Raw genomic sequence first — 20,262 nt, 5'->3', positions numbered from 1 at the left:
CTGGATACTCAGGGCGGCCAAAGCACGGAGCATCTGTTTCAGCGCAAATCCTGACTGAGTGTTCTAAAAAAAATCTTAATTCATGCCCAGGTGGCTAGGCGAAAGCGGAGCCAGAGCGCGCATTTCCTCCCTTATCACGGCAGCAAAAAACCTGTCCGGTGGGCGGCAGTTATTCAACCATTATCTGACCTGCCTAACCAGTTGCTTGCACCTTCAATCCATGCTGAGCGAGTAGCGGCGCGGTTAGCGCAAGCACGGCGCATTAAACCAGACATACAAATAGTTATGAGCACAACAGGAGCACATCAAAAGAGCACGTAGTTTCTTAGTGCGTAGCTTCTTAGAGGGAGTAGGGAAATAAAAGCGTTGTGTAAATCTGGTCTATGTTTCGCGCTGCTTGTGCGACCGATTTAACGGATGCCCAATGGCAACTGGTTGAGCCTTGTGTGCGCACTAGCGGTCCAGGTCGGCCCCCACTGCTTAGTAAACGGGCGTTACTCAACGCTGTTTTCTGCCAGTTGCGGGCCGGCAGCGCCTGGCATCTGCTGCCCCGTGTAGCCCCCTGGCGCACGGTCTGCAAATAATTCGCGGCCTGGCGCGCGGACGGCACCTGGGACCACCTGCTCACGGGGCGGCGTCAGCAGCTGCGCCGACTCACCCGGGAGGCCGAACCGAGGGCGGGTGCCATCGACTCGCAGTCCGTGCGCACAGGCGGTAAACGGGGGGCTGTCACGGCTGCGACGCCGGCAAGCAAGTAGCTGTCCGTAAGCGCCCTAGCGCCCTAGCGCCGTTGATTCCCGTTGATGCCCAAGGCCTGCCGCTCGCCGTGCTCGTGCAGGCAGCTGGCGTGCAAAACCCTGTGGGCGCGGCCCCGGTGCTGGCCGCGGCCAGGGCCAGCGCCCCGCAGTTGCAGCTGCGTTGGGCCGACGCCCGCTACCGGGGACCGCTGGCGGCCACGGCTGCCGCCGCGCTGGGCCTGCGCGTGGAGGGCATCCGGGCCCCGGCCGGCGCCAAGGGATCCGCGGTGCTGCCCCGGTACTGCCCCGGCGCTGGGCCGTGGAACGCCCCTGCGGCTGGCTGAGTACGTACCGCCGCGTGGCGGGCCGCGACGATGAAACCAATCCGCGTGCGAGTGGAGCAGTTATAAAAGCCTGTTTTTGTCACCTGATGCTCCGACGACTGGCCAATGGGCCGCCGCCTAAACACAGCAATTAATTTATCCTACTCCCTCTTAGTGCGTAGCTTCTTAGTTCGTGGCGTTTTAGAAAGCACCAGCTGTGCTCTCAAAACCAGTAAACCGTCCAGCCAGGGGGTAAGCAGCACTCTCACGGGGCGCATCATTCAATTGCGAGATAGCGCGGCCGTGCGGAGCAGATCCCGGTTACTCAGATTGGGGCGGCTAACACTACAATACACAGCAGGAACCGCTGGTGCAAACGGAAATACCTCCCTCCCAACCTGGTTGCTACCAGATATGCGCGCAGCATTGTGTGTTCGCAAGCATGGTGACTAATGCACCTTGGCCAAAAACAGCACAGATAGCAACCAGACTGTATTAGTGCCGCTTTTGACCCTGATGTTAGCGACAAAGCCTAGCATTTACCATCTCTACAGGTATGTGTATATGCATGCGTGCTAGCTTACATTTCTGGTTTTGCAATAATTATAATTAGTAATAATTCTGATTTATGAACGGCTAACGATTCGTAAAAAGCTGGATTAATTCATGCTCCGCAACAACAGCACAGCACCGGATAGAAGAAGCCCAAATCGGGCCTCCTTTCTAAAGTGATATGATAAATCGTATTAGTTCTGTAAAATTACCAGATTATGATGTATCACTTTATAAAGTAAAAATTAAAATGTCTTATTTATCAAATCCTGGATTTGGACAACATGCATTGGATAACAGCAAATATTCCTTGCCAAAATCATTCATTGATAAAAACATGCTAACGATTATCGCAATCGTTAGCATGAAGCAATACCCGAACCGATGATTCAATCTATATATTTTGTAATCAGTTATTTATCAATTTTAGCAATCTGCTCCAATCCTTCATATCCATCGAAATCAAGTGCAGGCACAGCTCGTCCGTTGTCTATCCCTACCTACTGAAGTCCTATTTTCAGTATGGCTATTCTAACAACCATTTTATCAACAAACAGGGATAATACATTATTTACTTGGCATAAGACTAGCATACACTATATTTGTTATAGGCGCTAAGGCATCGGATATGTCTCGGCGCAGAAGAACAATTGCATTAATCATAGTTTGAATAAGAAAAATATAATAACATAAGAAGTTACAGCCAAACTTGTAGCACGGCTTCACATGGCAATTCGACAAACACTACCTACCGCTTTTTTAAGCACACGCACTATTTACAAATACGCTTCCGACCAATAGCTATAGACAACAATTTAACAATCATAGGTTTACACAAATAAATTAACCCATGGAATACAATTTTCCAATTACCGCAAATGATTATGCTGCTGGAGCCCAGAATGTGCAACGCAGCACCTTCCAACAGGCGAGTCCCTTCTCGGCTAAAAGAGTATTCGATATCTTATTTGCCTCACTAGTAGCATTGCTGTTGCTTAGCTGGCTCATTCCTTTGGTGGCGCTAATCATCCGGATGGAGTCGAAAGGGCCCGTGTTCTTCAAGCAGCTGCGCACCGGCAAGGACAACAAGCCTTTCTACTGCTTCAAGTTCAGGAGCATGCACGTGAATGCCGAGGCAAACCAGAAGCAAGCCAGCCGGGGCGATGCCCGCATTACCCGCGTGGGAGCCATCATTCGCAAAACGAACATTGATGAACTGCCTCAATTCCTGAATGTTTTGCTGGGCGAAATGTCTATCGTGGGGCCCCGGCCTCACATGCTCAAGCACACGGAAGAGTACGCACAGGTAGTCAACAACTTCATGCAACGCCACACTGTCACACCGGGCATCACGGGCTTGGCACAGGTGCGTGGTTTCCGCGGGGAAACAAAGGAAGTAATTGCGATGGCCAAACGGGTAAAAGTAGATATCTGGTACATCAAAAACTGGTCACTTTTGCTCGATTTGAAAATTGTGGTAATGACCGTTTTGCAAGCTGTTAAGGGCCACGACAACGCTTTCTAATACACTGCACTGCTCTTTATCCTGCGTCTGTTGAGCAGAAGCAAGAGTTAGTGTATACAGCTGCTGTGCAGGGCACGGAGCAATACTTTTATAAACACTGGTTGCGGTTGCAATTGCCTATCACAGAGGCTCACGGAAGGCCGCAGCGTATCTAATGCAAGGCCTCGCCCCAGTTGGCGCTGGCCTCACCCCGGCAACGCGACGGCTGGGGCGAGGCCAGCGCCTCGTTTTATCTAGCAAACCCAAGTTGCGGGCTATAAGCCGGCTTGGTGTAAAGTGTGGGCAAAAATGAAGAGGGCGATTTTCAGGGCAACCCCCGCGGCCGTTACGGCATGAATCCGCTTGGGAAAACGGGCCCCTGAGCTGACTAAAGCACGTTTCAATGCCTTTGCGGAAATACTGAAGCAAAAAGACTTGCGTTGGCTGATGCGGTCGTTTACTGTTTTTGCGGCGGGCCGTTTGCTGCTGGCCACCGCTGGCCTCGTTAAACAAGTCTTCCGCCACGTAGTCCGTGTCGCCGGCATCCGTATAGCGCACACTGCCCGGGGGGAGGTCCAGCGGCAGGCCACGCTGACCGGTTTGCTCCGACTTCGCTCCGGCATGGGGGGGGAAACTCGACGGGCGTCCCGTCACTGGTGGCCACGACCTGGGCCTTCCGGCCGTACAACCCGCTGCGCTTACGGGCGCAGCGGCCATGGTAGGCCTTGCCGGTCAGCAGCTTGCAGCGCGGGATACGCGTGTTATGACAGGCGGCCACCGGGAAAGGAGTCGAGCACGTAGCGGGCTTCCAGGTGCACGTCCTTGAGCAAGGCGCCGAAGGTGGCGAAAAGGGAAAGGAGCGTGTCGGTAAGCGCATGCAAGCGACGGGTAAAGCCGCTCTTATCCAGCCGGTTCTGGCCCCAGTGTTGCTCCATGTAGTGCTTGGCTACCACCAGGTTACCGCCGAAAAAGCGGGCGGCTACCAGCGCTGTGGTCAGCACCTGCGCGTCGCTCAGCCGGCAGCACGGGTCGGCCGGACGCGCCCACCTTGGGCGGGTCAGGGTAAGCAAACCATCGAGGAAGCAGTACATTGCAATGGTCTGTTGACGCATGGGTGGCAGGAGTTGAAGGGGCCGAATACTTCAAACATAGCCTGTTCTTGCCGAACAGACTTTTTCATGCCCGCTGTAGTCCGCAACTTGGGTTTGCTACCCGCGATGCATCAATGGCGCGCACTTTGCCGAGCCGGGCCGAGCACTTCATTCGGGTACAGTACACCACGCAGGCCACCGACACACGCCGCGCCCAGTGGCCGGAATGCCTCGCTCTAATCACTAACACGGGTTACCCCTGTGCCTTTGCGGTGGATGGGGGCCCTGCCGCAGCCGGCACCTAGGTCTTAAAAAAGGGCCGCGCTGCGATCTGCAATTCTGCTGCTGTTGATGTTGACAAGCCGCCTGTTGCGCCGGCAACCGGTGGCTAGGGAAGCTCCTCCTCCAACGGGTAGCGATGCAGCGCCAGGGGCCTGGTGCCCGTTGAACAGAGATTATTTAAATTAATTCGGGGAGTTAAAAAGATGCGAAGCCTGATTTTTTATTCTCTACCGTTCACTTTTGGCTCAATTGCAGCAGTAGTCACATTTTGATGCCTCATTTTAGCGATTAATTCTAAAACGCTAACTGACATTGAACAGGCCCAAGAACCCCTTGGAATGCCCCGGGATGGCCTGTTTTGGTTGCACACCGCGGGAGGCTCTGCCGGGGGCGAGTTGTGTGGGGGCCCAGGCCATGCGCTTCGTTTGTGCCCGATATGGCGTTATTTTGTCTTTCCAAACAGCTTTTTTGCTCAACCGGCCTTCCTAGCTTCTTACTTGAATGGCTTTTTGCGAAGCCATTTTGAGACTTGGAAAGGCATTGCTGCCTAATTATTTGCTTTAAATAATTACTATTTTAATTAATAGATTTGAGAGGCAAACGCATTTAATTAATACTATTATTTGGGCATCATTATTCATGATTTGACCTAAACCTGCCCTATTTTATTACTCATGAATATATTACACGTTACCGCCAGCATGGACCCGCAAGCGGGCGGGGTGTGCCAGGCTGTACGCACCATGATTGTGGGCTTGGACAGCCGCGGGGTACACAGCGAAGTAGCGAGCCTTGATGACCCCGCAGCGGCCTACGTAGCCGCAGCGTCCTTTACCCTGCACGCGCTGGGGCCGGGGAAGGGGCCCTGGGCCTACAGCCCGCGCCTTATGCCTTGGCTGGACGCCAACATCAGCCGGTTTGACGCCATCATTGTGCATGGTTTGTGGCTATCCACCAGCTACGCGGCCTGCAAAGCCTGGCTCCGCCGGGGCAATAGCAAGACGCGTTTGTATGTGATGCCGCATGGCATGCTCGACCCGTACTTCCAACGGGCCCCGGGGCGACGGCTCAAGGCCGCGCGCAACTGGCTGTACTGGAAGCTATTGGAGGGCGCCGTAATTAACGAGGCCACGGGCGTGCTTTTTACGTGCGAGGAAGAATGCCGGCTGGCCCGCGAGCCGTTCCGGCCCTACCGGCCCCAGCGCGAGCTGGTGGTGGGCCTGGGAGTGGAAGAGCCGCCGGCCTTTGCTCCCGCCATGCGCACTGCCCTAGCCGAAGCCTTGCCGGCCGCGGCTGAACAACCTTATCTGCTGTTTATCAGTCGTATACATGAGAAAAAGGGGATTGACTTGCTCGTGAATGCCTACGTGGAAGGCGCGGCGGGCCCCGGCGGGCCGCCGCTCGTAGTGGCGGGCCCCGGCCTCGACACCGCCTACGGCCAGGCCGTGCGCAGCCTGGCCGCGGGGCCCCGGCGGCGCGGTGGCGTTTCCGGGCATGCTGACCGGCGCGGCCAAGTGGGGCGCGTTTTACGGAGCGGCGGCCTTCGTGCTGCCCAGCCACCAGGAAAACTTCGGCATTGCCGTGGTGGAAGCCTTGGCCTGCGGCAAACCCGTGCTTATTTCCAACCAGATTAATATCTGGCGTGAAATTGAGGCCGCGGGGGCCGGGTTTGTAGCAGACGACACGCCCGCTGGGACCCGCAGCCTGCTGGCGCGCTGGGCGCAGCTGCCGCCCGAAGAGCAGGAGGCCATGAGCCAGCGGGCCCGCGCCAGCTTCGAGCGTTATTTTGCCGTTGGCCCCGCCACCGACCGGTTATTGGCTGCATTGCAGGCTTAGAGCAGCGCCATTTTGCTGCTCATTTCACTGCACCAACCCGTTTTCATGCAAGCCACTTCGCGCACCACCAGGCCCCTAATTAAATTGCTCACCTGGCTGGCCCTGGTCATTTACATCAGCGCCGCCGTGTACATCGTGTTCTTCGCACGCCGCCGCCAAAACATCGTATGGTCGCCGCATTTGGTGAACTTGATGCCGCTGGCAAACACCATGCGCGACTACCGGTATGTTTCGCAAATCGGCCAGTGGAATTACTGGAGCAATATTTTTGGCAACATTGCCCTGTTTGTACCCCTGGGGCCCCTGGTAGCCGCTGCCACGGGCTTTCGGCGGTGGCGCTGGCTGCTGGCCATTGGCGTGGGGGCGAGCGTGCTCATCGAGTGCGCGCAGTACGTGCTGGAGATTGGGATTCCCGACATCGACGACGTTATTCTGAACAGCACGGGGGCCCTGGTGGGCATTATTCTCTGGGAAGTATTATTTCGCAAAATTTACCGCCTGCTGTTGCAGAAATAGCGTCCGGACTTGCCTTGGCAATTTATTAATATGACAACTGACCTTTCCAAATTTGACCCGGGCGACTACCGCGCGGGGCCCCGGCTCAAGGTGCTGGTGTGGTACTTCGTGAACTACTACGTGTTTGCCAGTGCCTTTCCGTGGCCCTACGGCTTCAAAACCTGGCTGTTGCGCCTGTTTGGGGCCCGGGTGGGCGTGGGGCTGGTCATCAAGCCCAAGGTGCGCATCAAAAACCCCTGGCGGCTCACCATCGGCGACCACTGCTGGCTGGGCGAGTCGGTGTGGATCGATAACCTGGCCGACGTGGCCATCGGCAGCCACGTGAGCGTGTCGCAGGGGGCCCTGCTGCTCACCGGCAACCACGACTACACGGTGCCCAGCTTCCCGTACCGGCTGGGGGAAATCCGGCTGGAGGACGGCGTGTGGGTGGGGGCCCAATCGGTGGTGTGCCCCGGCGTGGTGTGCGGCGCGCACGCCATCCTCACGGTGGGCTCGGTGGCCACCAAGCCGCTGGAGGCCTGGGGCATCTACGCCGGCAACCCCGCCGTTTTTGTGCGCGAGCGGCGGATGCAGCCGGCCTGAGGTAATTTTGCCTTTCTATTTGTGAGCGATAGTTAATATTATGACGAGGAAACGTGTGCTGTTGATTGGCTATAACTACGCCCCCGAGCCCACGGGCATCGGCAAGTACAGCGGCGAGATGATGGCCTGGCTGGCCCGGAACGGCTACGACTGCACCGTGGTGACGGCCTACCCGTACTACCCGTATTGGGCGGTGCAGGCCCCCTACCGCAAGCGCCGCTTCTGGTACCAGAAAGAAACCGAGCAACTGGGCCCCGGCGCCGCCGTGACGGTGTACCGCTGCCCGATGTACGTGCCGGCCAAGCCCACCGGCCTCAAGCGCATGCTGCTTGACTTTTCGTTTTCGCTCTCCGCTTTTTTTCAGGTGCTGCGGCTGGCGGTGGGGCCCCGGTTCGATTACGTGGTGGCCGTGGCGCCGTCGTTTCAGTTCGGGCTGCTGGGCGTGCTCTACAAAACCATTCGCGGCGGGCGGCTGGCCTACCACATTCAGGACCTGCAAATTGAGGCGGCCCGCGACCTGGGTATGATCAAGTCGAAAAAGGCCATCGGCTTGCTGTTTGGCCTGGAGCGCTTCATTTTTAGCCGCAGCGACCTGGTGACCAGCGTGGGCGAGGGCATGGTGGCCAAAATCCAGGAAAAGACGACGCGGCCCGTGGCCATGTTCCCGAACTGGACCGACACAGCCAAGTTTTACCCCGTGGCCGACCGCGGCCGGCTGAAGACCGAATTCGGCTTCGAGCCCACCGATTGCATCGCTTTGTACTCGGGCGCCATTGGCGAAAAGCAGGGCCTGGAGGCCATTTTGCACGCCGCCGTGGCCTTCCGCGACCAGCCCCGCGTGAAGTTCGTCATCTGCGGCTCGGGGCCCTACAAGGAAAAGCTGATGGCCCTGGCCCAGGAACTGGCCGTGCCCAACGTGGTGTTCCTGCCGTTGCAGCCGTTCGAGAAATTCAACGATTTCCTCAACATCGCCGATGTGCACTTGGTCATCCAAAAGGCCAACGCCGGCGATTTGGTGATGCCCTCCAAGCTGACCACGGTGCTGGCCGTGGGCGGCGTGGCGCTCATTACCTCCAACCCCGGCTCGGGCATGCACGCGCTGGTGCAGCAGCACGAGATGGGCATTCTGGTAGAAGCCGAAAACCAGGCCGCCCTGAACGCCGGCTTGGCCGACGCCTTTGCCCACGACCACACCGCCACCGCCCGCAATGCCCGCCGCTACGCCGAGGAGCACCTGTCCATCGATGGCGTGATGGCCGATTTTGCCGGCCAGCTCCAGGCCAGCTAGGGCCGGGCGGCGCACTGCTGGGGGCCCCGGGCCGGGGCCCGGAAAAATATATTCGGGCGGCGGCGGAACCACTTGGGCCGGCAGGGACTTTGCGTAACTTGCGTACCCGCCGGCACACTTCGCTGGGGCCAACTGTCCTTTCTATGAAGTTTTTAGCTTCGCTGCTGCTGGGGTGCCTGCTGGCGCTGCCAGCGGCGGCCCAGCGAATTATATTGCGTGGGCAGGTGGTGGAGGCCGCCACGGGCGAACCCGTGCCGTTTGCGTCCGTGTTTGTGCCGCGCACGAGCATCGGGGCCACGGCCGATGTGGACGGCAAGTTTAAACTGGTACTGGACAGCCCCGCCGATTCGTTGGCGGCTTCGGCCCTGGGTTTCCTCACGGCCCGGCGCAAGCTCACCGACGAGGCCGAGCAGGCTGTGCTGCTGCGCCTGAAAAAAGGCGGCGGCGTGGCCCTGACCGAAGTGGTGGTGCGGCCCGGCGAGAACCCGGCCTTCCGCATCCTGCGCGAGGTGCAGAAGCACAAGCCCCAAAACGAGCGCGGGGCCTTGAGCGCCGCCGAGTACGACGCCTACAACCGCATTGAGGTGAGCCTGACCGACTTGCCGCCCGCGCTGGCCAAGCGCAAGGTGGTGCGCGACATTCGGGCGCTGGCCGTGCGCCAGGGCGCCGCCGCCGCCTCCGACCCTGATGCGCCCCTGCCGCTGTTTGCCTCCGAGGTGGGCTCGCGCGTGTACCAGCGCTACGGGCCCCTGCGCCGCCGCGAGGACATCCAGCACAAGCAGATGCGCGGCGCGGGGCCCCGCGAGGGCTCCATCCTGTCGCAGATGCTGGGCTCAAACTTTCAGAACTTTGACTTCTATCCGAACTGGCAAAATATTCTGGGCAAGGACTTTATCTCGCCCATTGCCGAGGGCGGCCGCGTTACGTACAACTACGAGTTGGTAGACTCGGTGCTGGTGGGGCAGGACGAGTGCTACAAGCTGGCGGTAAGCCCCAAGCGCAGCCACGACCTGGCCTTTCAAGGCACCATCTGGGTTACCAAAACCGGCTATGCCCTGCGGCGCGTGGACCTGACGGCCAACAAGGACGCCAACATCAACTTCGTGAGCGACTTGCGCATTTTTCAGGAGTTGACGCCGCCCGCCGACGGGCCCGGGCTGCCCGCCCGCACCAAGCTGGTGGTGGGCCTGCGGCCCTACGACAAGCAGGCCGCCATGCGCGTGCGCTTCACCACGGTGGCCAGTAATGTGGTGCGCAACCAGCTGCACGAGGGCAATTTTTACGACGTGCCCATTGTGTCCACCATCATGGAGCCGACCGAAGGGCGCGCGGGCCTGGGCCTCATCAGCGGGCAGGCCAAGGCCGGTGATGGCTACTTCGACCAGCACCGGCCCGATACACTGAACCTGAGCGAGCGGCAAACCTTTGCCGTGCTCGATTCGGCCCGCGAGCTGCCGTCGGTGCGCAGCACCCTGGACCTCATCGACTTGGTGGTGAACGGCTACAAGCGCGTGGGTAACTTCGAGCTGGGCCCCATCATCAACACCTACGCCCACAACGACTACGAAGGCAACCGCTTCCGGCTGGGCTTCCGCACCACGCCGGCCATCAGCCGCAACACCGTGACGCAGGCCTACGTGGCTTACGGCACGCGCGACGGCCGGGTGAAGTACGGCCTGAAGAGCGCCTACATCGCCGAGCGCCGCCACTGGACGGTGTTAAGCGGCGAGTTTCGGCACGACGTGGAGCAGGCCGCCCTGCTCGACAACGACTTTTTGCCCGACAACAACCTGTTTGTGGCGGCCTCGCGCTGGGGCCGGTTCAGCGAGGGCAAGCCCGTTTTGCGCGACCTGTTTTCGGGGTCGGTGCAGCGCGACTTGTTTCACGGCTTCACCCAAACGGTGACGGTGCGCGAGCAGAACATTAAGCTGCTCAACGACTTCGTGCTGCGACGCGACGACCGGGTGGTGCCCGACATCACGCTCTCGGAAATCGTGTTTGAGTCGCGCTACGCACCCGACGAGAACCTGGTGCAGTCGGAAAACCACCGCCGCGCCATCGGCCTCAAGCGGTGGCCGGTGTTCACGTTTCGCTACACAATGGGGGCCCGCGACCTGTTTGCCGGCACCGGCGGCAACGCGTACCAGAAGTTCAACCTGCTCGTGAACCACAGCGTGTCGGCGGGGCACTTGGGCCGCCTCAACTACCGCCTCGAGGGCAGCTACACCCCCGACCGCCTGCCGGCGCTGTTCCTCAAGATTCCGCTCGGCAACCAAACGCCGTTCTACAACGCCAACGCCTTCAACCTAATGAACTACTTCGAGTTCGTCACCGACCGCTCGGTGTCCTTGCGGCTCGACCACCACTTCGAAGGCATTTTCCTCAACGCCATCCCCGGCATCCGGAGCCTGAACTGGCGCCTGGTGGCCACTGCCAACGCCCTGTACGGCGGCCTCAGCGCCGTGAACCAGCGGCAGCCGCTCGACGCCCAGGGCCAGCCCCAAACCCCGCCCACCCTAGGCCGGCTGCCCTACGTGGAGGTGGGCTACGGCATCGAGAACATTTTTAAGTTCGTGCGCATCGATTTCATTCACCGCGTCACTTACCGCGACGCCCTGGGTACGGTTCCCGGCGAGCCCGCGCCCCGCAACTTCGGCATCCGCGTGGGAGCCCAGTTCCGCCTCTGAGCCACCGGCTGTGCAGTTGTTCGTCATCACGCCGCCTTCTATCGCGGCCGCCGAGCCCCGCGTGGCGGGGGCCCTGCTGGCGGCGGGCCTAGCCACGCTGCACTTGCGCAAGCCGGGGGCCCCCGCCCAGGAGCTAGCGGCTTACATCGAGGCCATTCCGCAAGCATTTCATTCCCAGCTCGTGCTGCACAGCCACCACGAGCTGGTGCCGCGCTACGGCTTGCGCGGGGCCCACCTTACGGCCGGGCGGCGGGCGGCGGGGCCCCCACCCTGGCGGCCGGGCAGCGGCTTCACGTTGTCCACGTCGTTCCACAGCCTGGCCGAGGTAGCCCGGCACCGCCGCCGTTACGACTACGTATTCCTGAGCCCCGTCTTCGCCAGCTTCAGCAAGCCCGGCTACGGGGCGGCGTTTGACTTGGACACCTTACCGGGGGCCCTGGCCCGCTGGGCGGCCCGGCGCAGCTACCGGCCACAGGTAATGGCCTTGGGCGGCGTCGAAGCAACCAACCTCAGCGCCGTGCGCGACATGGGTTTTGCCGGCGTGGCTGTGTTGGGCGCGGTGTGGCAAGATTCCGACCCGGTAGCTGCCTTTCGGATACTACAATCAGCAATCGGCCAGGCCATTGCGTAGCGAATACACTTCGTGGAAGCCGTGTTCCAGCAGCAGCCGGGCGGCGCGCTGGCTACGCACCCCGCTGGCGCAGTGCACCACGGTGGGCATGTCGGCGGGCAGCTCGGCCAGGGCCCCGGCGAGTTGGCCCAACGGCACCAGCCGGCCGCCGATGTGGCGCTGGGCGTGCTCGTGGGGCTCGCGCACGTCGAGCAGTTGCAGGGGCCGGCCGCTGGCCTGCCAGGCGCGCAGCTCGGCGGCGCTGATTTCGGGCGCGGGCGGCGCGGTGGGCGGGGCCTCCCCACAGAAGGCGGCGTAGTCAGTTTCCAGCGTCGTGCGCTGCTGCTCGGCCGGCACGGCGCGGAAGCGTAGCGTTTGGAAGCGCATCCCGAGGGCGTCAATCACCAGCAGCCGGCCGCTGAGCACTTCGCCCACGCCGGTCAATAGCTTTAGCACTTCGGTGGCCTGCAAGGTACCTACCAAGCCGGGCAGCACGCCCAGCACCCCTATTTCGGCACAGCTGGGGGCCTCGCCGGGGGCCGGTGGTTCGGGGTAGAGGCAGCGGTAGGTGGGCCCCTGTTGGTGGTTGAACACCGACACCTGGCCGTCAAACTTGAAGATGGCCCCGTACACCAGCGGCTTGCCCAGCACCACGCAGGCGTCATTCACGAGGTAGCGGGTGGCGAAATTATCCGAGCAGTCCACCACCAAGTCGTAGCCGGCCAGCAGGTCCAGCGCGTTGGCGGTGGTGAGGGCAAACTGGTGCGGCACCAAGTGGATGAACGGGTTTTGGGCCCCCAGGCGGGCGGCGGCGGCCAGGGCCTTGGGCTGGCCCACGTCGGCGGTGGCGTACAGCACCTGGCGCTGGAGGTTGCTCTCGTCCACGGTGTCGAAGTCAAGCAGGCCCAGGGTGCCCACGCCGGCGGCGGCCAGGTATTGCAGCACCGGGCAGCCCAGACCCCCGCAGCCCACCACCAACACCTTGGCAGCCTTTAGCTTGAGCTGGCCGGCCGTGCCGATTTCGGGCAGCAGCAGGTGGCGGCTGTAGCGGTGGGTTTCGGCGGCGGAGAGCGTTTCGGTGGGGGCAGAAGAGGTCATCGGGCGAGGGCGGTGAGGGTGGCATCCCAGTCTTTCCAGACGGGTTCGAGGCCCTGGCGGCGCAGCATGGCCGCAATGGCGGCCGGGCTGCGCTCGTCGGAAATCTCGAACTGCTCCAGCGACTCCGGGGCCACGGCGTAGCCGCCGGGGTTGGTTTTGGAGCCGGCACTGAGGCTGGTGATGCCTAGCTGCACAACATGGTCGCGGAAGGTTGGGTTTTCGCGCGTCGAAAGCGAGAGCTCCACTTCGTCGCTCAGCAGCCGGTAGGCGCAGATGAGCTGCACCAATTCCCGGTCGCTCATTTCCACCTTGGGTTGCAGCATGCCTTCGGCCGGCCGCAGCCGCGGAAACGACAGGCTGTACTTGGTTTGCCAATACGTACGCTCCAGGTAATCAAGGTGCAGTGCAGCGTAGAAGCAGTCGGTGCGCCAGTCTTCCAGCCCAATCAATACGCCCAACCCCATCTTGTGGATACCGGCCCGCCCCAGCCGGTCGGGCGTGTCGAGTCGGTAATGGAAGTTCGATTTTTTGCCCTTTGGGTGGTGCTTTTTGTAGTCGTCCTGGTGGTAGGTTTCCTGGTACACCAGCACCGTGTTCAGCCCTTCGGGAATGAGCCGCTCGTAGTCCTCCTGGTCCAGCGGCTGCACTTCCATAGATAAATGGGCGAAGTGCGGGCGCAGCGTGCGCAGCGCTTTTTCGAGGTAATCGACGCCCACCGTCTGGTTGGCTTCGCCGGTCACCAGCAGCACGTGCTCGTAGCCCCAGCCCTTGAGCACGGCGGCTTCGGCCAGCATTTCCACGCTGCTGAGGGTACGCCGAGCTATTTTATTGTCCAGGCTAAAGCCGCAGTACGTGCAGATGTTCTGGCACTCGTTGCTCAGGTACAGCGGCACGTATAGCTGCACGGTGTGGCCGAACCGCTGGCGCGTGCGCTGCTGGCTGAGCTGCGCCATCTGCTCCAGATAAGGCGCCGCCGCGGGCGAAATCAGGGCCCTGAAATCGTCCAGCGTGCGGCGCGGCGCGGCCAGGGCCCGCTCCACGTCGGCCCCGGTTTTGGCGTAGATGCTGGCCTTCACATCGTCCCACGGATGGGATTCAAAAATGGGGCGGAAGCTCATGGTTGCGGGGCTTTAATCTAAAAATGCGGTGAGCGGCGAACTGGCCACAGCCTGGGCCGCCGGCGCCGCGAGCCGCGCTTCGTAGGCCAGGCGCCCGGCTTCCACGGCCAGCCGGAAGGCCTGCGCCATGGCCACGGGTTGCCCGGCCACGGCAATGGCCGTGTTCACCAGCACCGCGTCGGCGCCCATTTCGAGGGCGGCGGCGGCGTGCGAGGGGCCCCCAGGCCGGCGTCCACCACCACCGGCACGCGGCTTTGGCCGATGATGATTTCTAAGAATTCTCGGGTCAGCAAGCCTTTGTTGGAGCCGATGGGGGCCCCCAGCGGCATCACGGCGGCCACGCCCGCTTCCTCCAGACGCTTGCACAGCACCGGGTCGGCGTGCACGTAGGGCAGCACCACGAAGCCCAGCTTCACCAGCTCCTCGGCGGCGCGCAGGGTTTCGACGGGGTCGGGCAGCAGGTACTTGGGGTCGGGATGAATTTCGAGCTTGAGCCAGTTCGTTTCCAGGGCCTCGCGCGCCAGCTGGGCGGCAAACACGGCTTCCTTGGCAGTGCGTACGCCCGAAGTGTTGGGCAGCAGGCTGAACTGCGGGTGGCCAAGGTGGCGCAGGATGTCGTCGTCGGCATCGGCCACGTTCACGCGCTTTAGGGCCACCGTCACCAGCTCCGAGCCGGAAGCCAGCAGGGCCTCTTCCATCAGCGCCGACGAACTGAACTTGCCGGTGCCCGTGAAGAGCCGCGATGCGAACGTGCGGCCAGCAATAACGAGGGGTTGGGTTTTCATGCTGTTTCTACTGCCAAAGGCTTGGTCAATTCTTCTACAAAAAGCGCCGCCGTCGCGGCCGGAGCGGCCGCCCCGCCGATGGCGCTCGACACGGCCACCCCGTGCAGGCCAGTCGCCCGCAGGGCCCCCACATCGGCCAGCGCAATGCCACCAATGCCGATTACCGGCACCGTGAAGCCAGCCGCCCGGCACCGCGCCAGGACATCGGCGTAGCCCGCCAGGCCCAAAATTGGGCTCAGCTTTTCCTTGGTGGTGGTGAAGCGGAAGGGCCCCAACCCAACGTAATCGACGCCGGCCGCCACCAGCCGCTCGATATCCGCAAACATGTTGGCGGTGCCGCCGATGATGAACCGGGGCCCCAGCAGGGCCCGGGCCTCGGCGGGCGGCATGTCCTGCTTGCCCAGGTGCACGCCGTCGGCCCCGATTTCCTGGGCCAGCCGCGGGTTGTCGTTGACGATGAACGTGGCGCCGTGGCGGCGGCACACGGCTTGAGTGGCCAGCGCCCGGGCTTTCCACTCGGCATCGGGCGTATTCTTCATGCGCAGCTGCACCCAGCGCACTCCGCCCTGGCAAGCCAGCTCGGCCGCTTCCGCGTTGGTCGTGATGTAGTGCAAATAGCTGATTTCCATACCTTGTTAACTTAGCGAATGGTAGCCCAGCAGCGTTTCGGTACTGGCCAGGAAGGCGGTGGTGTAGGTCTTGCCGGCCCAACAGGCTTCGGCCAGGTCGTCGCCCAGCGCCAGCCGGGCAAGCACGGCCGCTGACAGCACGCAGCCGCTGCCGTGCTTGGCGCCGTGCGGCAGGCGTGGGGCCCCAAACACGTGCTGTTGGCCGGCGGCCAGCAGTACGTCGGTGGCCAGGGCCCCGGCGGCGTGCCCGCCCTTCAGCAGCACCGGACACTGGGCAGCCAGCGTTTCGGCGGCCGCTTCGGCCGTGGCGGCGGGGTACAGGCGCAGGGCCTCGGGCCGGTTGGGGGTGATGAGCGCCAGGTTCTGGCAAATGGCTTTTAGCAGCTGCGAATCGGGTTGTGGGTGAAACTCGTAGCCTGCCGTAGCCTTCAGCACCGGGTCCCAAACGACTTGAATCAGCGGATTTTGGGCCCTCAGCCACTGCAACAATTCCAGCAGCAGCGGCAGGCTTTCTATGAGGCCAACCTTTACGAAGCCGACCTCAAACCGCGCCAGCAGCGGCTGCACTTGCGCCTGGATGTCGACCAGCGGCACCCAATTCACCCGCTCAAACGCCACGTCGGTTTGCACCGTGAGGGCGGTGCAGGCGGCTAGCCCGTACACGCCGCTGGCTTCCAGCGTTTTCACGTCGGCCAGCACGCCGGCGCCGGCACTGGGGTCGAAACCGGCAATGGTGAGGGCGTAGGGGCGAAGGGTAGGCATAAGACTTAACGCTTTGGCTCTCGTCTGTCATGCTGAGCGTGCGAAGCATCTTATCAGGCTAGAATAAGTCGTTCAGCGGTGATAAGATGCTTCGCACGCTCAGCATGACAGATGGTTACAGGTATAGCTCGCTGCCTTTCGCCACGAACTCTCGCGACTTCTCCACCAGCCCTTTCGCCAGCACTTCGCTGGCCGTGAGGTCTTGCTTGGCAGCGTAGTCGCGCACTTCCTGGGTGATTTTCATCGAGCAGAAGTGGGGGCCGCACATCGAGCAGAAGTGCGCGACTTTGGCGCCTTCGGCGGGCAGGGTTTCGTCGTGGTATTCGCGGGCCGTGTCGGGGTCGAGGCTCAGGTTGAACTGGTCTTCCCAGCGGAACTCGAAGCGGGCTTTGCTCAGGGCGTTGTCGCGGTACTGGGCCCCCGGGTGGCCCTTGGCGAGGTCGGCGGCGTGGGCGGCAATCTTGTAAGCAATTACGCCGTCCTTCACGTCCTGCTTGTTGGGCAGGCCCAGGTGCTCCTTGGGCGTCACGTAGCAAAGCATGGCCGTGCCAAACCAGCCAATCATGGCCGCGCCGATGGCCGACGTGATGTGGTCGTAGCCCGGGGCAATGTCCGTGGTTAGGGGCCCCAGGGTGTAGAACGGTGCCTCGTGGCACTCGCGCAACTGCTTGTCCATGTTCTCTTTGATAAGGTGCATGGGCACGTGGCCGGGGCCCTCAATCATCACCTGCACGTCGTGCGCCCAGGCAATTTTGGTGAGCTCGCCCAGCGTTTCCAGCTCCGCGAATTGCGCCTCGTCGTTGGCGTCGGCAATGGAGCCGGGGCGCAGGCCGTCGCCCAGCGAAAAGGCCACGTCGTAGGCCTTCATGATCTCGCAGATTTCCTCGAAGTGCGTGTACAGAAAGCTTTCCTGATGGTGCGCCAGACACCACTTGGCCATGATGGAGCCCCCGCGCGACACGATGCCCGTCACGCGCTTGGCCGTCATCGGCACGTAGCGCAGCAGCACGCCCGCGTGAATCGTGAAGTAGTCCACGCCCTGCTCGGCCTGCTCGATGAGCGTGTCGCGGAACAGCTCCCAGGTGAGGTCCTCGGCCTTGCCGTTCACCTTCTCCAGGGCCTGGTAAATGGGGACGGTACCTACCGGCACCGGGCAGTTGCGGATGATCCACTCCCGGGTTTCGTGGATGTTCTTGCCCGTGCTCAGGTCCATCAGCGTGTCGCCGCCCCAGCGGCAGCTCCACACGGCCTTATCTACTTCTTCCTCAATGGAGGAGGTAACGGCCGAGTTGCCGATATTGGTGTTGATTTTCACTAGGAAGTTGCGCCCGATGATCATCGGCTCGCTCTCCGGGTGGTTGATGTTGCTGGGGATTACGGCCCGCCCGGCAGCCACTTCCTGGCGCACAAACTCGGCCGTAATGTGGCCCTCCGGCGTGTTGGCCCCGAAGCTGTGGCCGCGGTGCTGCACCCGCAGCGGGTCATCAGCCGGCAGCTCGTCAAACCGCTGGTTTTCGCGGATGGCGATGTACTCCATCTCGGGCGTGATGAGGCCCTGCTTGGCGTAGTGCATCTGGCTCACGTTGGCCCCGGCCTTAGCGCGCAGCGGGGCCGCGATGTGCTCGAAGCGCAAGTGGTCCAGGCGGTTATCGGCGGCGCGCTGCTGGCCGTAGTCGGAGGTAGTGCCGGCTAGTTGCTCCACGTCGCCACGGTCCAGAATCCAGCTTTCGCGCAGGCGGGGCAAGCCTTTTTTCAGGTCAATTTCGACGTTCGGGTCGGTGTAGGGCCCGCTGGTGTCGTACACCGTCACGGGCGCGTTGTGCTCCGACGGGAAGCCGAAATCGAACTGGCGCTCGGTGTCGGCCAGCGCGATTTCGCGCATCGCCACCCGGATGCTGGGGTGAATTTTCCCCGGCACGTAAATCTTGCGCGAGCCCGTGAGGGGCTGGCGCGCCACCAGCGTCTGCTGGGGGGCCTGGTCTTTTTGCTTCATCAGAAAAATGGGAAGGAAGGAGCCGGCACCCGCCTAGCCCCCTTGGGTGGCGCGGATGATGGTAAGGCGGTCGTGGGGCTGCACGGCGCGGGTGGCCCACTCGGCGCGGGGCACCACGGCATCGTTCAGGGCCACGGCGAGGCCGCGCGGCTGGGCCAGCCCCAGGGCCGCCAGCAGCTCCTGCAGCGGCTGCTGCTCGGCGGCTTCGTGGGGCAAATTGTTTACGTAGCAGACCATGCAACTAGTTGATTAGTTGGGACAATGCAAGCCGCAAACAATAGTGGGTGCCGGCCACGGCGCGCCCATGAGGCGGCCGCGTGCGGACCAGTACTTTTCCCTTCGGCGGCATTATCCGCATCAGGTTCCAAGGGTATTGTCTCAGCCCCGCGTGGCGGGGCACCCCTAAAGTTTACGCCTCAAACATACGCACCAGCAAGTAAACGGCCGGTGAAGCTGCTGCACTTTTCACTTATCCAACTACACCCCACCGGCGGCGGCACTGCCCTCCCAGCGTTCCGAACGTGGGGGAGGCAACGCGGTACCGCACCGGCCCGGAGCCCCTATTTCTTCCCAAAAATGCTTTTGGGCAGCACCACGTGGGCCCCGCGGGTGCCGTCCACCACCTGCGTCACGTCGAGGTCACCGGCCACGCTCACCAGCATGTAGGCGTCGTCGCGGCTCAGGCCGCGGGTGGCCACCAGGAAGTCAATCATCTCGCGCACCGCGTCTTTGGCGGCCAGCGTCAGGTCCTCGTTCAAGCCCATGCTGATGTAGGCGGTGGGCGTTTCGGCACGGGGCAGCTTGAGGTGCAGGTCTTTGCGCACAATGAACTGGAGCGTGCCAGTGAGCGAGGTTTCCAGGGCCGTGATGTCGACCTCGCCGTTGCCTTGGCCAGCGTGGCCGTCGCCCACGAAAAACAGGGCCCCGGGCACGTGCACCGGCAGGTACAGCGTGGTGCCCGCCACCAACTCCCGGTTGTCGAGGTTGCCGCCGTGAATGCCGGGCGGCGCGCTGTTGATGCGGCCCGCGGCCACCGGCGGCGCCACGCCCATGCTGCCAAAAAACGGCCGCAGCGGCACGTCGATGCCCGGCGCGAAGTGGGCCACGCCCTGCTTCGCATCAAGCGGAATTATCTTCATTTTCGAATACGGGAAATCCTCCGGGATGAAGCCGCTCTTGGCCCCAAACGCGTTGTAGGCGTACGGAATGGCCAGGTTGATGCGCTGGATGCGCACCTCCAGCACGTCGCCGGGCTCAGCGCCTTCCACAAAAATGGGCCCCGTGAGGATGTGCCCCCCGGGCCCCTTATTGGTTACTTGCGTGGTGATGTCGCGCAGCGACTGCTCGACCTGCGCCAGGGCCACGCCTGCCCCTTCCAGCCGCGCCGGGGTGGAGGTGATGAGCGTATGCACCCGCACGGCATCGCCCGACTTGATGCGCAGCACCGGCGGCGCGGCCGCGTCGTAGTAGCCCCAAGCGGCCGTAGCCGGCGTGATTTGCAATTCGTGCTGGAACTTGTCGCCACCACGCTGGGCTCGCGCCGCCGGGGCCCCAGCAGGCCGGCCGTTAGCAGTAATCCGAGGAAAAGTGTTTTCATGGCTGGAAAGTACGCAGCGGAAGCTTTTCTCAACTCACTGATTCAGTTGAGTGGTATCTGCAGCGGAAATTCTTCTGATGATCAACATCATTTCATCAGGTGCTTTCCAACGCTTTTCGAAATTAGCAGCTCCTACCGGGGCCCCCGCCGCGGCGCGCTCGCGGCCAGCCGCGCCCGAATGTATTGCTGGAGCCACATCGGGTAGAGGTTGTAGCCCACGTTGGTGAGCGCCAGCAGCCCGGCCCAGCCCGCCTGCCCCTGCGCCGCGGCGT

General features: G+C 62.0%; 16 protein-coding genes, 3 pseudogenes and 1 riboswitch. Of the genes and pseudogenes, 10 read left to right on the top strand and 9 right to left on the bottom strand.

Going from position 1 to position 20,262, the window contains the following annotated elements; all coding sequences use genetic code 11:
- Positions 1-383: 383 nt before the first annotated feature.
- The 3 genes from BEN49_RS31115 to BEN49_RS24965 all read left to right on the top strand — a co-directional run bounded on the left by BEN49_RS31115 (position 384) and on the right by BEN49_RS24965 (position 3,137).
- Positions 384-584 (top strand): transposase, encoded by a 201-nt coding sequence (locus BEN49_RS31115; protein ID WP_083326474.1) that lies wholly within the window; start codon positions 384-386, stop codon positions 582-584.
- A gap of 206 nt (positions 585-790) precedes the next feature.
- Positions 791-1,081 carry a hypothetical protein gene (locus tag BEN49_RS24970; RefSeq protein WP_070747804.1) on the top strand — a complete coding sequence of 97 codons (291 nt, stop codon included), beginning with the start codon at positions 791-793 and terminating at the stop codon, positions 1,079-1,081.
- A 1,381-nt stretch (positions 1,082-2,462) separates the two neighbouring features.
- On the top strand, positions 2,463-3,137 hold the full coding sequence (locus BEN49_RS24965) for an exopolysaccharide biosynthesis polyprenyl glycosylphosphotransferase (protein ID WP_083326473.1): 675 nt from the start codon (positions 2,463-2,465) through the stop codon (positions 3,135-3,137).
- A gap of 254 nt (positions 3,138-3,391) precedes the next feature.
- Here BEN49_RS24965 and BEN49_RS31245 read toward each other — a convergent pair.
- Positions 3,392-4,228, bottom strand: a pseudogene (locus BEN49_RS31245) (transposase family protein).
- Between the two features lie 935 nt (positions 4,229-5,163).
- On the opposite strand from BEN49_RS31245, the pseudogene BEN49_RS29985 reads away from it, so the two are divergent.
- The 7 genes and pseudogenes from BEN49_RS29985 to BEN49_RS24930 all read left to right on the top strand — a co-directional run.
- Positions 5,164-5,613, top strand: a pseudogene (locus BEN49_RS29985) (glycosyltransferase); the annotation flags it as partial.
- Positions 5,614-5,983: 370 nt separating this feature from the next.
- Positions 5,984-6,325, top strand: a complete 342-nt coding sequence (locus BEN49_RS29980) for a glycosyltransferase (protein WP_239692104.1) — start codon at positions 5,984-5,986, stop codon at positions 6,323-6,325.
- A 45-nt stretch (positions 6,326-6,370) separates the two neighbouring features.
- Positions 6,371-6,841, top strand: coding sequence for a VanZ family protein (locus BEN49_RS24950; protein ID WP_125917242.1), 471 nt, complete (start codon positions 6,371-6,373; stop codon positions 6,839-6,841).
- Between the two features lie 30 nt (positions 6,842-6,871).
- On the top strand, positions 6,872-7,423 hold the full coding sequence (locus BEN49_RS24945) for a WcaF family extracellular polysaccharide biosynthesis acetyltransferase (protein ID WP_070747793.1): 552 nt from the start codon (positions 6,872-6,874) through the stop codon (positions 7,421-7,423).
- Between the two features lie 40 nt (positions 7,424-7,463).
- Positions 7,464-8,711 (top strand): WcaI family glycosyltransferase, encoded by a 1,248-nt coding sequence (locus BEN49_RS24940; protein ID WP_070747790.1) that lies wholly within the window; start codon positions 7,464-7,466, stop codon positions 8,709-8,711.
- 143 nt (positions 8,712-8,854) lie between these two features.
- Positions 8,855-11,398: a DUF5686 and carboxypeptidase-like regulatory domain-containing protein gene (locus BEN49_RS24935; RefSeq protein ID WP_070747787.1), complete on the top strand. Its 2,544-nt coding sequence runs from the start codon at positions 8,855-8,857 to the stop codon at positions 11,396-11,398.
- A gap of 10 nt (positions 11,399-11,408) precedes the next feature.
- On the top strand, positions 11,409-12,029 hold the full coding sequence (locus BEN49_RS24930) for a thiamine phosphate synthase (RefSeq protein ID WP_070747784.1): 621 nt from the start codon (positions 11,409-11,411) through the stop codon (positions 12,027-12,029).
- On the opposite strand, the gene moeB is transcribed toward BEN49_RS24930, so the two are convergent.
- The 8 genes and pseudogenes from moeB to BEN49_RS24890 form a co-directional block, all read right to left on the bottom strand.
- Positions 12,003-13,106, bottom strand: coding sequence for a molybdopterin-synthase adenylyltransferase MoeB (moeB, locus tag BEN49_RS24925; protein WP_070747781.1), 1,104 nt, complete (start codon positions 13,104-13,106; stop codon positions 12,003-12,005). The two genes, BEN49_RS24930 and moeB, sit on opposite strands and share 27 nt — an antisense overlap.
- Positions 13,103-14,224 carry a 2-iminoacetate synthase ThiH gene (gene thiH / locus BEN49_RS24920; RefSeq protein ID WP_070747778.1) on the bottom strand — a complete coding sequence of 374 codons (1,122 nt, stop codon included), beginning with the start codon at positions 14,222-14,224 and terminating at the stop codon, positions 13,103-13,105. The genes moeB and thiH overlap by 4 nt, the downstream gene beginning before the upstream one ends.
- Positions 14,225-14,236: 12 nt before the next feature.
- Positions 14,237-15,009: pseudogene (locus BEN49_RS24915) on the bottom strand (thiazole synthase).
- Positions 15,006-15,638 (bottom strand): thiamine phosphate synthase, encoded by a 633-nt coding sequence (locus BEN49_RS24910; RefSeq protein ID WP_083326471.1) that lies wholly within the window; start codon positions 15,636-15,638, stop codon positions 15,006-15,008. The pseudogene BEN49_RS24915 and the gene BEN49_RS24910 overlap by 4 nt, the downstream one beginning before the upstream one ends.
- Before the next feature lie 6 nt (positions 15,639-15,644).
- Complete coding sequence (locus BEN49_RS24905; protein WP_070747775.1) at positions 15,645-16,400, bottom strand: hydroxymethylpyrimidine/phosphomethylpyrimidine kinase; 756 nt, start codon at positions 16,398-16,400, stop codon at positions 15,645-15,647.
- Positions 16,401-16,515: 115 nt separating this feature from the next.
- Complete coding sequence (gene thiC / locus BEN49_RS24900; RefSeq protein WP_070747772.1) at positions 16,516-18,393, bottom strand: phosphomethylpyrimidine synthase ThiC; 1,878 nt, start codon at positions 18,391-18,393, stop codon at positions 16,516-16,518.
- A 33-nt stretch (positions 18,394-18,426) separates the two neighbouring features.
- Entirely contained in the window at positions 18,427-18,630 is a 204-nt protein-coding gene (gene thiS, locus BEN49_RS24895; RefSeq protein ID WP_070747769.1) for a sulfur carrier protein ThiS, read from the bottom strand.
- A gap of 80 nt (positions 18,631-18,710) precedes the next feature.
- Positions 18,711-18,807, bottom strand: a riboswitch (TPP riboswitch).
- A gap of 146 nt (positions 18,808-18,953) precedes the next feature.
- Complete coding sequence (locus BEN49_RS24890; protein ID WP_070747766.1) at positions 18,954-19,895, bottom strand: acetamidase/formamidase family protein; 942 nt, start codon at positions 19,893-19,895, stop codon at positions 18,954-18,956.
- Positions 19,896-20,262 lie beyond the last annotated feature (367 nt).

The sequence above is a fragment of the Hymenobacter coccineus genome (genome assembly GCF_001816125.1).
In the GTDB taxonomy this organism is placed as follows: domain Bacteria; phylum Bacteroidota; class Bacteroidia; order Cytophagales; family Hymenobacteraceae; genus Hymenobacter; species Hymenobacter coccineus.
Note: the sequence above shows the minus strand (reverse complement) of the source record. Positions and strands in the feature narration are given on the sequence as shown.

Bases quoted from the DNA above. Each gene is read 5' to 3' on its own strand.
- BEN49_RS24965 (WP_083326473.1), top strand. From the start codon at position 2,463: ATGGAATACAATTTTCCAATTACCGCAAATGATTATGCTGCTGGAGCC.
- BEN49_RS24940 (WP_070747790.1), top strand. From the start codon at position 7,464: ATGACGAGGAAACGTGTGCTGTTGATTGGCTATAACTACGCCCCCGAG.
- thiH (WP_070747778.1), bottom strand. From the start codon at position 14,224: ATGAGCTTCCGCCCCATTTTTGAATCCCATCCGTGGGACGATGTGAAG.
- thiS (WP_070747769.1), bottom strand. From the start codon at position 18,630: ATGGTCTGCTACGTAAACAATTTGCCCCACGAAGCCGCCGAGCAGCAG.
- BEN49_RS24950 (WP_125917242.1), top strand. From the start codon at position 6,371: ATGCAAGCCACTTCGCGCACCACCAGGCCCCTAATTAAATTGCTCACC.
- BEN49_RS24935 (WP_070747787.1), top strand. From the start codon at position 8,855: ATGAAGTTTTTAGCTTCGCTGCTGCTGGGGTGCCTGCTGGCGCTGCCA.
- thiC (WP_070747772.1), bottom strand. From the start codon at position 18,393: ATGAAGCAAAAAGACCAGGCCCCCCAGCAGACGCTGGTGGCGCGCCAG.
- BEN49_RS24910 (WP_083326471.1), bottom strand. From the start codon at position 15,638: ATGGAAATCAGCTATTTGCACTACATCACGACCAACGCGGAAGCGGCC.
- BEN49_RS31115 (WP_083326474.1), top strand. From the start codon at position 384: ATGTTTCGCGCTGCTTGTGCGACCGATTTAACGGATGCCCAATGGCAA.
- BEN49_RS24945 (WP_070747793.1), top strand. From the start codon at position 6,872: ATGACAACTGACCTTTCCAAATTTGACCCGGGCGACTACCGCGCGGGG.
- BEN49_RS24905 (WP_070747775.1), bottom strand. From the start codon at position 16,400: ATGCCTACCCTTCGCCCCTACGCCCTCACCATTGCCGGTTTCGACCCC.
- moeB (WP_070747781.1), bottom strand. From the start codon at position 13,106: ATGACCTCTTCTGCCCCCACCGAAACGCTCTCCGCCGCCGAAACCCAC.
- BEN49_RS29980 (WP_239692104.1), top strand. From the start codon at position 5,984: ATGCTGACCGGCGCGGCCAAGTGGGGCGCGTTTTACGGAGCGGCGGCC.